A 13768-nucleotide genomic window follows, 5' to 3' on the forward strand; every position below is an offset into this window, starting at 1 on the left:
CCAGTGATCCCGTGTGTCATTCGCGACTTGAGCACGGTGCTTGTGTGAATGGCCCAGGGCTCAAGGCAGAAGACGGCCATCAACCGCGCGATAGCTCTCCCCGGGCATCTTGCCCGGAAAGAGAAGCGTTGCGGTTGTCACACGTCGGCTAGATCCGATGAGCCCTGAAGGAAGAAGCGCACCATCGCCGCCGAGGCGTCAGGTCCGCGCGGATCGGTATAGGAGCCGCTCGGGTGTCCGCCGGCCCAGGCGTGTTGCGCGCCCTCGATCGTCCAGCTCTCGACCCCATTGGTGCCGTCCTCGCGCTTGGCGACAAGGCGCGTGTACCCGCGGGTTCCACTCGAGGCCCCAGACTCAACCCGAGAGGTCTTCCCGGCACCGGCGCCTTTGCCGGCAATGATCCGTTCGGCATTCGAGGGATGGACCGTGGTGTCGGCACTGCCGTGAAACACGATCACCCGCGGCCCAGCCTCAAGTCCAGCACCGGGCTTCCCTGAGGATACTGCGCCGAGGCCGGCTTGGCCGCGCATCGCCGCAAAGGCCGATATGACGTCATTGGCAGAGCCGTAGGCCAGACCCGAGTGAACCCCCACCCCAGCGTAAAGCTCTGGATAGGTTTCACCCAGGATCACCGCCATTGCCCCACCTGCGGAAAGACCGGCCACGAAGATCCGATTGGCAGGGATGGCGTACTGGTCGCGGAGGCTTTGGGTCAGCCCGGCAATGATCGCAGGCTCACCGGCATCCCGCATCTGGTCGCCGGGGCGGAACCAGTTCCAGCAGGACATGGAATTGTCGCCACCGGTCTGCGCCGGGTAGACAACGAGCAGCCGGTGCTCTTCCGCGAGAGCGTTCATCCCGGTGCCAGCAGCGAAGTCTTCCGGGTTCTGCGTGCAGCCGTGCAGCATCACGATCAGGCCCTGCAAACCCTTGTCGGCGTTCGAGGGGACATAAAGGCGATAACGGCGCGCGCCGGCGGCACAGGAGTACCGCTCATCCAGAAACTTTGCGCCTTTGGGCAACGGCAGCTCTGGAGCCTGCAAGGGACGGCCCATTCCCGGCAATCCTTCGAGCTTCAGCCCCTTTCCAGCTTCTTTCAACGTCTGGATGACTTCGCCCAAAGGTTTGCGCAGCCGGCCGGTCCCGGAGGAATGATGGCCAGTGTGACCGAAGCCCGGCAGCAATGCCTGCGGCATCTGCATGGTCTTGATGGTCTTGGTCGGATCGCCGGCAGCAATCCCGCTGCCTGAGTCTTTCAGACCTGCGAGTGCCAGGGCGTTCTGAACGATTGCTGTCACCCCGGCCGGATCACCGGACCGCAGGGTTCCAGTCGCGCGGAGGATCTCCGCAACATAATCAGTGGTCATTTTTTCTACCTTTCCTGCCGCTCGCGCGGCTATTTGATCCGTGGGGCCAAGGCGGCCTTGATCTCGCGGCTTGCCTGCAGTGCGCCGAGCACCGTCAGCGAGCCGATCGTCTGAAGAGCGAGCTCCGGCGTGACATCGGACGCAATGCGGAGAAGGCCCACGACCCTGACATGAAGCGTTTCGCCGGCAGCCTGTGCGGCCTTCAGTTCATCTGCACCAAGCTCCAGCAGGCCGACCTCCAGCCTGTGTCGCTCGATCGAGCGCGACACCTCTTCGGACTGGCTGCGCAACTGGTTACGGATCGCCGTTCTGATGAAGTCGGTCCGGTTCGAGAAGAAGCCTTCCTGGACCAGCAGATCGATGCGACCGAGGTCGACATAGCCCAGGTTGATAGTGATCTTCTCAGACTCGGGAACTTGGGGCCGCAACTGAACCACTTTGTCTGCCATCGAAGTTTCTCCATCCGTGTGGATGGTATATGGATGTTTGATGCCGGTCCGCAAGGGCAACGAACTGCTTTCTTGATCATCAGGCCCGCGAGCCCGCCACAGTACGGCGGGCATCTGGCTCCTATGGACGCTGGTTCTGGCGAACCGCCAAAACAGAAGCACCGGCCTTTAATCCTTGCCCGGAATGCTCAGGAGCATGCAGGGAACTATTGTACCGGTTCGCGCGTCGTTATGCTGCACTGCAGCATGGCCCGAACTGGGATCCAGACGCAGTTTTCCAGATCGGATATCTCCATGAACTCCCAACCCAGCAGGCACCTGCGCGCGGATCGGCACGGCGTGATCGCTAATCCGGCCTCGTCGTCCTCACGTCCCTCCACCCGGACCGCAATCATCGCCGTCGCGGCGGCGGGACTGGCCGTCTCCGCCTTCGTGAACCATCGGCTGGCCAAAAAGGCGGAGCAGGACAATCCTCCGGTCGGAAAGTTCCTGACCGTGAATGGTGTCCGTCTCCATTATGTGGAGCGGGGCAGCGGTGAGCCGATCGTTTTGCTGCACGGCAACGGCAGCATGATCCAGGACTTCGAGTCGAGCGGCCTGATCGACCTTGCGGCACGGAAGTACCGCGTGATCGTCCTTGACCGTCCCGGCTATGGTCACAGCGACCGCCCCCGGAACACGATCTGGACGCCCGAGGCGCAGGCCGACCTGATCCACGGCGCCCTTGCGCAGCTTGGCATTGCGCGTGCGACAATCCTCGGCCACTCGTGGGGCTGCTCTGTCGCAGTGGCGCTCGCAGGCAAATATCCCGATCTGGTGCGCGGGCTTGTTCTGGCGTCGGGCTACTATTATCCGACCGCGCGGCTTGATGTGGTCGGCATGGGGGTTCCGGCAGTACCGGTCGCAGGCGATGTCCTCCGCTACACGATCTCGCCGATCCTGAGCCGGCTGATGTGGCCGCTCCTCATGCGGAAGATCTTCGGACCTCAAGCAGTGCCAAAGAAGTTCGCTGGGTTCCCGAAAGCGATGGCGGTTCGCCCGTCTCAGATCCGCGCCAGCGCGGCAGAGTCGGCCCTGATGATACCGGACGCCCTGGCTGCCCGTGACACCTACCCTCAACTCAAGATGCCCGTGGCCATTATCGCTGGAGCCGAGGACCGTCTCGTCGATGCGGAGGATCAGTCCGCCAGGCTGCACGGTGATATCCCGCAAAGCAGTTTCCACTGCATCCCCGGCGCGGGCCACATGATCCACCAGACCGCAACCGACGCAGTCATGTCCGCGATCGAGAAGGTGGCCCCGCCACATGGGCAGACGGCACAGGTCAAGGCCGGCTGAACGAAAGACGCCCACGCAGTTGGCGGTGTCGACCAGAACTGTTGGGTGGTTCTGCCGTGAGCGCCACTCCGATGCCGTCATGACATGCTGAGTTCAGCTGTAAGAGACCTGTTGTCGTGGACGGACAGGATGGGAGTGGCAAAATGCGCGGTGAGCTGGGTGGCTGCGCAGGCGCGGTCGAGGTTCTGGACGGGCGGTCTGGCTGCCTGCTTCGGAGCATGGCCGAACGGGCAAGCATAGCCAGCGCAACTCCGGTGCCCTGGGGCGAGGGACACGGGACACCGGCGGTGCGCGGAGACGGACGGCAAACATCAGTCAGGGATCAACTGCGAGGGGATTATCCAATGTTACAGCGAGCGAGCAGAAAGGCCGCACCATAAATATCTTGAAATGCTGCATCGCAGCATTCATATGGGTAGCGGGGGATGGACGCGGCGATACGTTCCTCAGTCTCTCAATCGCTGCAGCACCAGGAGTGAGCGAGATGGCAAATACCCCCGATTTTACGAAAACGATGCAGGACATGATGGCGAACTTTCCGATCAATACGTCGTCGATCCAGGACGCCATGAAGTCGCAAAGTGTGTTGAGCGAAAAGCTGGCCCGCGTGGCACTGGCCGCTGCCGAGCGCTCGACCGAGATTTCGGCCCGCTGGGCCAAGGACTCGATGGCCTGCATGGGCGAACTGGCTGCCCACAAGGACGAGCCTTCTGATTATACCAAGGCAGTCAGCGATTTTGCGTCGCGTTCGGCCGAACTGGCTGCTGAGCACATGGCCGCATATGCTGAAGTGGCGAAGAAGGTTCAGTTGGACACGGTCGACCTGATGTTGACGGCAGGCAAGGACGTTGCCTCCGACGCTCAGAAAAACGCTTGAAAAGCGATGCGTGACACCCCGGCCGCGTCCAACAATACCGCGGCAGGCGCTGCTACGACGTGATCTGCGGATCCACGATTGAGAAGGGGCGGCTTGGCCGCCCTTTTTGTTTGTCCGAGAGGCTCAGAAGGGGCCTCAATTTCGGTGATCTGGTATAGCCCTGCAAGCTTCAGATACGCGCGCACGGAAGCGCTATCGGAACATAATGGCGATGTTGAGCAACCGGCGCCGAGAGGCTCGTCCTTGAGCCGATGGAGTTGATCACCACCCCATTCGGCCCATCGACCGCCATAACTGGCGAGATCCGCTGCAACACCCAGAGCGCGAGACGCTCGAGCAAGGACGCATCCGCCGCTGGATCAGCAAGCAGCACCTGCAGTCCAGGCACCAATGCCTGCGCGTTGCTCACCAACATACCGACGTGCAGGCCGAGCGACGGCGCCACCTCATCTGTCGCCATGATCGGCCGCCAGCCAGGACCAAGAAATTGTCAGGCGAAGGCACTGCCTCAGGCGTCTGCCGCCGCAGCCGATCGATGGGCCAGAGCGGTAGGTAGACCGAGATGACCCGTGCCATCGCACGCCTCCAGTTCGAGATCGAGACTTTCTCCCGCCCGGGCCCGGATCAGCTCGATGAGCCAGCGGGCACGGCCGAGACCGGGAACAGGCAGGGTGTAGAGGGCAGCACTGACACCCGCCAGCGGGTCATCGCTGCGGTAGGCTGGCCGAAGTCATAGGCGTCCTGCTGTCGGCGCCAGCGGCGAAGTGCAATGCCCGTGGTGCCTGATCCCTTGGCCGCAAGGTGCAACCGCCGCGAGGCGGCCATCGACAGCCGCGCGACATCGGCCACCACCGCACCGAGCCCGCCATGGCGCAGCCCTTCCTCCATGCAGGCCAGCACCGAGACATCATCGCCGGCCTCGACATAGATCACCCGATCCGGCCCAAGACCTGCCTGCTCGAGACCGGGCGCAAACAAGTCTGCCTGCGTCACGCACCAGAGCACCTGTCCCGGCATCCGCGCGACAATGCCGGCGGCAAAGCAGGAGGCGGCTGCCCCATCCACCGCGCCATTGCCGCCACCCGCCACCTCGTGCAGGCAGCCAAGCGCCAGACCGCCCCCAGGCAGGCGGCAGTCCAGCTCAGGCAAGCCGAAGGGCAGCACGCCGCGTGTCGGCCCGCCGTCTCCTTCCATCTGCGCGATCTGCTCGCGCAAGGCGGCAATGGCAGGGTTGAAGGACTGGGCAGGCATAAGGGGAATGGCTCCAGGACAGTTGAGAAGAAACAGCATTGTTCCTGTTTTGTTCCATTATGCCCGAAGCTGTCAATCCGGGGTAGGCCTTTGATCTGGGGATATCTTGGTTGCTGCATTGTCTTAAGCTGACAACACGTGCGGAGCAGCGCGACATTCCACATCTCTGGACGGCTCTGCCTGTGCTAACGTTTCCTAGCGGCATTCGCCCACCGCAGACGTGGCGATGACCGGGCTTTGAAACGAGGCTTTCATGAAGACCGCATCCATCGGCGCAGCCACCTGGCTCCTATGGGGCACCATCGTCCATGCTGGCGGTGTCGAGCGCAGCAACCAGTTTCTCGGTCCGCTTTTTGAACCAGGCCATTACCTCGAATTCAGCTATGGCCATGTCTCGCCCAGCATCACAGGAACAGACCTTCCGCTGGGCCCCTACCCCGGCGGTGAACGCACGGGCGATATTGCGTCTTCCTACAACAGCTTCGGCTTTGCCTATAAACACCAGTTCAATGATGCTTGGTCGGCAGCCATCATCCTGGACCAGCCCTTCGGGGCTGATCTTGCTTATCCCACCAGCGGCTCCATCAACCTTGGTGGAACCGGAGTGGTCATCAACAACAACGACCTGACCGGCATCATCCGCTTTGCGGTTCCAGAAAGCGGCTTCGGTGTTCACGCGGGTCTCCGCGGTGCGCGCACCGACGGAAGCGTGACGTTGTGCGGCGCATCTTTCGGTCCCGTAAACGGGTACCGTGTCGATGTGGACAGGGATACCGCTTACGGGTGGCTCGCCGGGGTGTCATGGGAAAGGCCTGACATCGCTGCGCGTGTGTCCTTGACCTATAATGCGGTGATCGAGCATGACTTCGACATCACCGAGAGCGGTCCTCTTGTGGACCCTGATGGCCCAGGCCCCGCACCAGCCTTGCCGCTTCTGGAGGGGCGTTCCACGCTGACGGTCAAGACACCGAAATCCTGGAACCTGGAGTTTCAGACCGGCATCGATCCCGACACGCTTGTCTTCGGGGGGGTCCGCTGGGTGGACTGGTCAGGCTTTCGCGTGGACCCAGAAAAGCTCCTTCAGGTGACCGGGAGCGGCCTAGTGGACCTCAACGACACCACCACGTTCACCATCGGCGTTGGCCGCAAGTTCACCGACACCTGGTCTGGCGCGGCAAGCTTCACCTATGAGAAATCCGGCAATGACCTTGTCTCGCCGCTGGCGCCGGTCAACGGCCAACAAGGCATAAGCCTGGCGGCACTCTACACGCAGGACAGGATCAAGATCACCACCGGGGTCAGTTACATGAAGATGGGGAATGCCCGGCCCGAGACCGGCAAGCCCGACACAGCTCGCGCCGAGATGGAAGGCAGCCACGCCTGGGGCGTCGGAGTACGGGTTGGCTACAGCTTCTGATGGCGAAGAGTTCTGGCTTTGAGTGCCCCCGTTCGGACACCGAAACGATCAGCCGCGACTCTTGGCCAGCTCGGCCCGATCTGCACCAGGAACTTGTCGGGTGATGCCTTCCGGAAGGGGATGTACCGAGCGCCAAGAAAGTTGGCGCCCCGGCGTCTTACAGAACCGCTGTCGCTCAAGCTGCAGACCTTGAGGACGTAGTTCGGCCTCCTCGGTCAACGAGGCGCTCTTAGTTAAGCCCCACCTTAGCTTTCAGCGCATCGATGCGCTTCGAGGCCTCTGCCTTGCTGATGGTTTCGTCAAAGGCGTCGGGATCGTCGGCCTGCTCGCTCAGCGTCTTGAGATAGGACGCCTGCGCACCGGTCATGGGATCTTCGCCGCTGACCCAGGTATCGGGATCTTTCTCGGCATTGTCGGTGGGATGGGATTTCGGGTTTTCATCGGCCATGGGGAATTGCCTTCTACAGGATGCCGCAATGTAACACGCATCAGATGTTCCGGTTCCGTTCGCATTCATCCAGAAGCCGGGGAGAGAAGAGCAGCAAGGCTATCCCTCTGTGTGGGCTCGCAGTGAAGCTGTCCTAAGGGGTAGCCGGACAAGACCGATCCCTTGATGAGGATAAGACCATCCCCCTCAGCGGACTACCGGCGTCCTGGCGAGTTTGGAGGCGATGCCCCAATTCCTATGCTCGACATGAAAAAGCGGCAGCACCCAGGGAGGAGGAGGGGTGCTGCCGCGGAACGCTGGCCCAGGGAGGAGGGAGGGGCCGCGTTTGGGGTGCGGCAAGGCCCGGGGAGGAGAAGGGCCGTTGCCGCCAACGAACGGACCAATGGGAGGAGGGGTCCGTCGCATCGGGTGCCGCGGAACAGAGCGGCTATATGGCGGCGGCATCCCCTGGCAGAAGAATGCCACCAGTCCCGGCCCCATGGGGAGGAGGAGGGGCGGGAAAACGTGTTCTTACTTTGCGCCCCAAGCCGCTTCATGGGCCAGGCGGGTGATCATCGAACGGCTAATGCCCAGATCCGCCAGATCGCGGTTGGTCAGTGCATTCAGTTCACGCACCGCCTGGCGATAGATCACACGGCGGGCGCGGTTTTCCTGCATGCGCTGGATCGCAGCCATCAGACGGCCTGCGAAGCCATCGGTGGCAGCGGCGTTGTGGGCGTGGGCGACAGCAGCCATGGTGTATTCCTTATCAGTATCTTTGTTCTTGCGGTTGCGCCTAACCCGGATTGGCTTGCGCTCTTTCGATGGACCAAAGATGGCGCTAACACTGCGACTGCACAACGGATCCGTTGGGATTGCTGCTATGCAGCATATGCAAGCTTAATGCGCCAACCGCGTGCGTCTCCCTCGCAAGGGATGGCATGAGGCCTGCCGAATACAGTCCCTGGCAGTCTTCCGGCGCTTCAAGAGCAGGCACTGCTTGCCCAGTCCCTTGGCGGGATGACGACGATTGCAGCACTCCAGCCGCGGGCAGCTTCAATGGTATGGCCTGTGGCCGTTCAACAGGAACACGCCTGACAACGTTGTCAGTCGGGAAGCTACCCTATGGGAAACGTCTGAGCTCCAAATCTGGACCGGATTTTGGAGGGGTGATCCTGGTTGTGATGCCCCCCTTCAGTGCTGGCAGGATGGTCAAAGTTGGTATGCAGATTGCGGGAGCCTGATCATCGCTGCGGTTTTGCCGGGACCTTTATGCAGCCTCGGAGGGGTAATCCTGGTTGTGATGCCCCCCTTCAGTGCTGGCAGGATGGTCAAAGTTGGTATGCAGATTGCGGGAGCCTGATCATCGCTGCGGTTTTGCCGGGACCTTTATGCAGCCTCAGCCGGGCGCGGCATACGATAGGCGGGCATTGAGCGCAACTGGAGGTCAGGACCTCCTGGTCAAGCGCGTGGGGTTTACCCTCGCCGAGCCGCGTCGATTGCCGCGACATCGAGCTTGCGCATGGTCATCATTGCGCCAAAGGCGCGGCGCGCTTCCTCCCCGCCGGCCATCATCGCCTCCGTCAGCGTGCGGGGCGTGATCTGCCAGGACAGGCCCCAGCGGTCCTTGCACCAGCCGCATGCGCTTTCGCTGCCGCCGTTGCCGACGATGGCGTTCCAGTAGCGGTCGGTCTCTTCCTGATCATCAGTGGCGATCTGGAACGAGAAGGCCTCGTCCGGCTTGAAGACCGGCCCGCCGTTCAGGCCGATGCACGGGATCCCCCCAACGGTGAACTGGACAGTCAGCACATCTCCCTTCTTGCCAGACGGATAGTCGTCGGGCGCGCGGTTGATTGCCTCCACGCGGCTGTCTGGAAAGACGGAGGCGTAGAAGTTCGCGGCCTCCTCGGCCTCCTTGTCGTACCACAAGCAGACGGTGTTCTTGGCGATGGTCATAACGGTTTCCTCCCTGATCATCCCTTGGAGTATGAGGCAGCATTCCAGGCAGCGGGGCTACCCTGCCGCAGGTGCTGATTTAAGCACAAGTGACGCCCGAAGGGTGGCACTTTGCTTTCCAGGCCGTTCGACAGCTACACTTCAGAACTTGGTTCATGATCTGGCTGGCATATATCTGCTTGCACATGGCCGACGCCGCTGGAGAGTTTCGAATGGGTCGCGCCAGCACTTCTGCGACAAAGGCAACACGATGCGGGTGTCACTATGCTCGGGAAGGGTAACGTCGCACTGTTGTTTGGCGAGGAGTGTGGTTGGTGCCTGTGATGCCTCAAGAGACTAAGAGTCCAACAGAGGTGCTGGCAGGCCTGGTCGAACGAGTGACGTTCCACAGCCCTGAGAGCGGCTTTTGCGTGTTGCGGGTCAAAGCGCGCGGACACCGGGATCTGGTAACTGTCGTTGGCCATGCCGCAATGATCTCTGCAGGCGAATGGATCACCGCCTCGGGCCTCTGGCTCAACGACCACACCCATGGCTTGCAGTTCAAGGCACAGTTCCTGAAGACCTCGGCTCCCTCCTCCGTCGAGGGCATCGAGAAGTATCTCGGCTCCGGCATGATCCGGGGGATCGGGCCGGTTTATGCACGACGGCTGGTGAAAGCCTTCGGCACCGACGTGTTCGACATCATCGAGGCCACACCCGAGCGCCTGCGCGAGGTGGGCGGCATTGGTCCCGTGCGTGCGGCCAAGATCACCGCCGGCTGGGCGGACCAGAAGGTCATCCGCGAGATCATGGTGTTTCTGCACCAGCATGGTGTGGGCACCGCACGCGCCGTACGGATCTTCAAGACCTACGGCACGGATGCCGTGCAGGTGATGAGCGAGAACCCCTACCGTCTGGCCAAAGACATCCGCGGCATCGGCTTTCGGACGGCTGACCTGATTGCAGAGAAGCTTGGCATCGAGAAGACCGCCACCATCCGCATCCGCGCAGGCGTGTCATTCGCGCTGAGCGAAGCCATGGGTGACGGTCATTGCGGGCTGCCGCAGGCAGAGCTGACGACTCTTGCCGAGAAGCTGCTCGAGGTGCCCGCTGCCCTGATCGAGAGCGCCATCGGCGACGAGCTTGCCGAGGGCACCGTCACGGCAGACCGGGTGGGCGAGGCGGATTGCATCTTTCTGACGGGACTTTATCAGGCGGAACGCGCCATCGCCGGGCACCTCCAGCGTGTCAGGGTGGGTTCCCTGCCCTGGCCCGAGATCGATGCGGACCGCGCCCTGCCCTGGATCGAGAACAAGACAGGCCTGAGTCTCGCAGCCAGTCAGGCCGAGGCCATCCGCCTGGCGCTCAGATCCAAGGTCACCGTGATCACCGGCGGCCCAGGCGTGGGCAAGACCACGATCGTGAACGCCATCCTGCGCATCCTGGCCGCCAAGGGTGTGAAGCTTCTCCTGGCAGCACCCACCGGCCGCGCCGCCAAACGGATGACGGAAACGACCGGCATGGAGGCCCGGACCATCCACCGGCTGCTGGAGTTCGATCCCAAGGCCTTCGCCTTCAAGCGGAACGAGGAAAGCCCGCTCGAGTGCGACCTGCTGGTGGTCGACGAAAGCTCCATGGTCGACGTGCTGCTGATGCAGTCGCTGATGAAGGCCCTACCGACTGCGGCGGCGCTGCTGATGGTGGGCGACATCGACCAGCTGCCCTCGGTTGGGCCCGGCCAGGTGCTGGCAGACATCATCACCTCTGGTGCCGTGCCGGTGGTGCGGCTGACAGAGGTGTTCCGCCACGGCGGCGCTGCTGATGGTGGGCGACATCGACCAGCTGCCCTCGGTTGGGCCCGGCCAGGTGCTGGCAGACATCATCACCTCTGGTGCCGTGCCGGTGGTGCGGCTGACAGAGGTGTTCCGCCAGGCCGCGCAAAGCAAGATCATCACCACCGCCCATGCCATCAACGCGGGGCGCATGCCGGACCTTGCCCCTCCGGATGGGGAGGCAGACTTCTATTTTGTGCCGGCACGTGACCCGGAAGAGGCCGTGGCACGCATTGTGGAGCTGGTCAGCCGTCGCATTCCCCGCCGGTTCGGCCTCAATCCGATCAAGGACATCCAGGTGCTCTGCCCGATGAACCGGGGCGGTGTCGGCGCCCGGTCGCTCCTTCTTCGCGGCCGCAGTCACCTGTGCAGCGGCCGATTTTGCCTCCTCGAGGCCCGCAGACACGGCATTCTGGACCTTGGCCTTTTCTTCCTCGAAGATGCTCTCGGCTTCATGGAACAACTGATCGCTGTAGCTGCCGAGCAATTCGTCCTCTTGCCGGGTGCGCGGCAGCAGACAGGCCAGGCCGGCACCGATGGCAGCGGCTGCAGCGCCGAAGAACAAAGGTTCGCTGTCAAAGCCCTTCGAGACGGTGCGGCTGCTTTCACGAAGGCGGCGTGCTGCGCTGTCTTGCGCATCCACGGCACGGCGGCGGGCATCATAGACGCGGCGCCGGGCTTCTTCGCTGAAGCCTTCGGTCCCTTCGCTCAGCCGGTCATGAAGGCTGCTGGTGCTGTCGCTGATGCGATCCTTCCAGTCATGCGCCTTCTGGCGCAGCCCCTCGGTCATGCTGCCCAGTTTGGAACTGCCACCCGAGCCCCCGTCCGAGCCGTGCGAGGTTCCAGTCGAACTCCATCCACCGCGTCCCGAGGAAGGCACCGGTTGGATGCCGATATTGCCCGTGCCGTCGGCATCGGTGCCGGTGGGGCTGACACGATATGGTTCCGACGTCCTGTCCCATTCGCTGCTGCGGCGGCGGGAACGGTGATCCACCACTCGGTGGGTGGGATCATAGCCGCGGCCGAAGATCAGCCAGGCCAGGCCCACCCCCGTCAGCGCAAGCGCCACCGGGTTCGAACGCGCCGCGTCGCTGGCAGTATTGGCCCATTCGGATCCGTTCTCGCGGAACTTGTCGGTCAGGCGGCGGGCAAAGCCGTCCAGCGATAGTTCATCCTGCAGGTCGTTCAGGGTGCGGCTGAGCGCATCCCGGTCCTGCTCGATCTCACGCTCGATGCGTTCTGGAGTGTCTGTTTCATTTGTCATTGTAGGCCCCCTTGATGGTTTGCGCGTCGCGCTGCACGTTCTGGACAGTACGAGACGGCATCAGCGCTTCGGGCTTCAGGTCGTTCATGCCCTTGCGCAGCAAGATATAGGCAAGCAGCGCCAGAACGACGCCGACGAGGACTGCGCTCCAGATCGGGCCAAGCTCGGTTTCCGCAAGTGCTGCGACCAATGCGGCCACCAGCACGTTGATGGTCACGATAGCAATCACCGCCGCGGCGGCGACAAAGCCTATCGCAACAGCGGCCCGCTGCATATTCTGGCTGATCTCGGCCTTGGCCAAGGCGATCTCCTTGCGGACGAGGTCGCCCGACAAGCGCAGTGCCTCGGAGGCCAGGGACGCGGGGTTCTGCGGCCGGACAGAATCGTCGACGCGTCCGGTATTGTTTGAATAGTCAGTCATTTCGGCCTCCATTCCCGTCAGGAGTGGGTGCATTGCGATAGGGCTGACCCTGGGTTCCGGAGGTGCCTCCGGTGCTGCCCGTGCCTGCAGACTGCCCCGATAGATCTCCGCCAATTTCGCTGCCCGCACCACTGCCGCCGATTCTACCCCCGGACGTCCCCGTTGCGGGCGACGTACCCCCGATGGCGCCGCTCGATGGCTTGGTCCCGGACCCGGAGCCACCGGTGGTGGTGCCGGACAGGCCGGAGCCGGAGGTGCTTGCGCCGGTGGGGGTGCTGGATGTTCCATATCCGGAGCTGGTGCCAGAACTGCCGGCTCCGCCGGAGCCGATGTCGGCCTGTCCCGTCCCAGCTCCCATCCCGCTAGAACCTGACATGCTGCCGGTCATGGCACGTGCCTGGCTGCCTGAGTCCCCCATCGTCCCGTAGGAGCGCGACGAGCCGCCCGGAAAGCCGGAAGCTGACGAACTGCCTGGATAGCTGGACCCGCTACGGTTGCCGGTGCCGCTCCGACGATCATCAGGGGCACTGGCCAGCAGAAAGCGTGCGGCCGCAAAGCCTCCCAACGCACAGATGCCCAGGAAGGCGCCAGGACGTTCGCGCGCAAAGTCACGAACGCCGTGCACGAGGTCGGACGTATCTGTGGCTTTCATGTTTTGCGCGAGGCTACCGACGCTGTCTGCGGCATAATCGAACATCTTGCCGATGCTGGAGTCAGGATCGATTTCGGATTTGGCGGCTCGCAAGGCCGAGGCCAGCTGGTCTGCCTGCTTGGAAAGGCTGCTGCGGACGCCTTCCTCGCGTCGCACCGCCTCTTGCTTCAGGGTATCCGCAACCTGGCTGACCTTTTCGCCCGCTTGCTCCTTGAGATTGCCCAAGGTGGACTGGTTGTGTCCTGCCGAAGCATTGTGATCATTTGAATTCATGGGAAGTCTCCCGAATGTCTGAAATGTCGTCGCCGGTGATGCGGCGGCCGAACCTTGTCATGGAGGTCACAACGGCGCAGTTTCTCGAATGTTCCCACTGCGGCTTTGCAGACAACCCTCGGAACCAACGGCTGCTCTCCACGCGTTCCACCGCAGCAAGGCAATGTGGCTGTCCAGGCGGTTGCAGATACACACACTCCGCAGCGCGGCACCGGCAGCAAAGGACCACGCGATGTCACGACAGGATCACAGCGTTGCCCGCAAG

General features: G+C 62.7%; 13 protein-coding genes and 2 pseudogenes. 5 read left to right on the forward strand and 10 right to left on the reverse strand.

Going from position 1 to position 13768, the window contains the following annotated elements; all coding sequences use genetic code 11:
• Window positions 1-137: 137 nt before the first annotated feature.
• Both Q5701_RS19785 and Q5701_RS19790 read right to left on the reverse strand, forming a co-directional pair.
• Window positions 138-1367: an extracellular catalytic domain type 1 short-chain-length polyhydroxyalkanoate depolymerase gene (locus tag Q5701_RS19785; RefSeq protein WP_306752664.1), complete on the reverse strand. Its 1230-nt coding sequence runs from the start codon at window positions 1365-1367 to the stop codon at window positions 138-140.
• A gap of 29 nt (window positions 1368-1396) precedes the next feature.
• The gene (locus tag Q5701_RS19790; protein WP_306752665.1) at window positions 1397-1816 is read right to left on the reverse strand and encodes a ribbon-helix-helix domain-containing protein; all 420 of its coding nucleotides are present in this window, start codon (window positions 1814-1816) and stop codon (window positions 1397-1399) included.
• Window positions 1817-2110: 294 nt separating this feature from the next.
• On the opposite strand from Q5701_RS19790, the gene Q5701_RS19795 reads away from it, so the two are divergent.
• Complete coding sequence (locus Q5701_RS19795) at window positions 2111-3154, forward strand: alpha/beta fold hydrolase (protein ID WP_306752666.1); 1044 nt, start codon at window positions 2111-2113, stop codon at window positions 3152-3154.
• A gap of 484 nt (window positions 3155-3638) precedes the next feature.
• Window positions 3639-4031 carry a Phasin gene (locus tag Q5701_RS19800; protein ID WP_306752667.1) on the forward strand — a complete coding sequence of 131 codons (393 nt, stop codon included), beginning with the start codon at window positions 3639-3641 and terminating at the stop codon, window positions 4029-4031.
• A 169-nt stretch (window positions 4032-4200) separates the two neighbouring features.
• Here Q5701_RS19800 and Q5701_RS19805 read toward each other — a convergent pair whose 3' ends face one another.
• Window positions 4201-4491 (reverse strand): hypothetical protein, encoded by a 291-nt coding sequence (locus Q5701_RS19805; protein WP_306752668.1) that lies wholly within the window; start codon window positions 4489-4491, stop codon window positions 4201-4203.
• 164 nt (window positions 4492-4655) lie between these two features.
• On the reverse strand, window positions 4656-5321 hold the full coding sequence (locus tag Q5701_RS19810) for an ImuA family protein (protein ID WP_306752669.1): 666 nt from the start codon (window positions 5319-5321) through the stop codon (window positions 4656-4658).
• Between the two features lie 214 nt (window positions 5322-5535).
• On the opposite strand from Q5701_RS19810, the gene Q5701_RS19815 reads away from it, so the two are divergent.
• Window positions 5536-6699 (forward strand): OmpP1/FadL family transporter, encoded by a 1164-nt coding sequence (locus tag Q5701_RS19815; RefSeq protein WP_306752670.1) that lies wholly within the window; start codon window positions 5536-5538, stop codon window positions 6697-6699.
• Window positions 6700-6928: 229 nt separating this feature from the next.
• On the opposite strand, the gene Q5701_RS19820 is transcribed toward Q5701_RS19815, so the two are convergent.
• From Q5701_RS19820 to Q5701_RS19830, 3 genes are all read right to left on the reverse strand, one after another.
• Window positions 6929-7147, reverse strand: coding sequence for a DUF3072 domain-containing protein (locus tag Q5701_RS19820; protein WP_306752671.1), 219 nt, complete (start codon window positions 7145-7147; stop codon window positions 6929-6931).
• A gap of 510 nt (window positions 7148-7657) precedes the next feature.
• Window positions 7658-7882, reverse strand: a complete 225-nt coding sequence (locus tag Q5701_RS19825) for a DUF1127 domain-containing protein (RefSeq protein ID WP_306752672.1) — start codon at window positions 7880-7882, stop codon at window positions 7658-7660.
• A 720-nt stretch (window positions 7883-8602) separates the two neighbouring features.
• Window positions 8603-9082, reverse strand: coding sequence for a VOC family protein (locus Q5701_RS19830; protein WP_306752673.1), 480 nt, complete (start codon window positions 9080-9082; stop codon window positions 8603-8605).
• Window positions 9083-9405: 323 nt separating this feature from the next.
• Here Q5701_RS19830 and recD2 point away from each other — a divergent pair.
• Together recD2 and Q5701_RS19840 are read left to right on the forward strand one after the other, a co-directional pair.
• A pseudogene (gene recD2 / locus Q5701_RS19835) lies at window positions 9406-10809 on the forward strand (SF1B family DNA helicase RecD2); the annotation flags it as partial.
• Between the two features lie 73 nt (window positions 10810-10882).
• Entirely contained in the window at window positions 10883-12061 is a 1179-nt protein-coding gene (locus Q5701_RS19840) for an AAA family ATPase (protein ID WP_306755448.1), read from the forward strand.
• Here Q5701_RS19840 and Q5701_RS19845 read toward each other — a convergent pair.
• The 3 genes and pseudogenes from Q5701_RS19845 to Q5701_RS19855 all read right to left on the reverse strand — a co-directional run.
• Window positions 12020-12157 (reverse strand): annotated as a pseudogene (locus Q5701_RS19845) (DUF3618 domain-containing protein); the annotation flags it as partial. The gene Q5701_RS19840 and the pseudogene Q5701_RS19845 overlap by 42 nt on opposite strands.
• Window positions 12147-12590 carry a phage holin family protein gene (locus Q5701_RS19850; RefSeq protein ID WP_306752674.1) on the reverse strand — a complete coding sequence of 148 codons (444 nt, stop codon included), beginning with the start codon at window positions 12588-12590 and terminating at the stop codon, window positions 12147-12149. The gene Q5701_RS19850 and the pseudogene Q5701_RS19845, both read right to left, overlap by 11 nt.
• Window positions 12571-13503 carry a hypothetical protein gene (locus Q5701_RS19855; protein WP_306752675.1) on the reverse strand — a complete coding sequence of 311 codons (933 nt, stop codon included), beginning with the start codon at window positions 13501-13503 and terminating at the stop codon, window positions 12571-12573. The genes Q5701_RS19850 and Q5701_RS19855 overlap by 20 nt, the downstream gene beginning before the upstream one ends.
• Between the last annotated feature and the right edge of the window lie 265 nt (window positions 13504-13768).

The organism is Paracoccus actinidiae, assembly GCF_030863885.1.
GTDB lineage: Bacteria > Pseudomonadota > Alphaproteobacteria > Rhodobacterales > Rhodobacteraceae > Paracoccus > Paracoccus everestensis.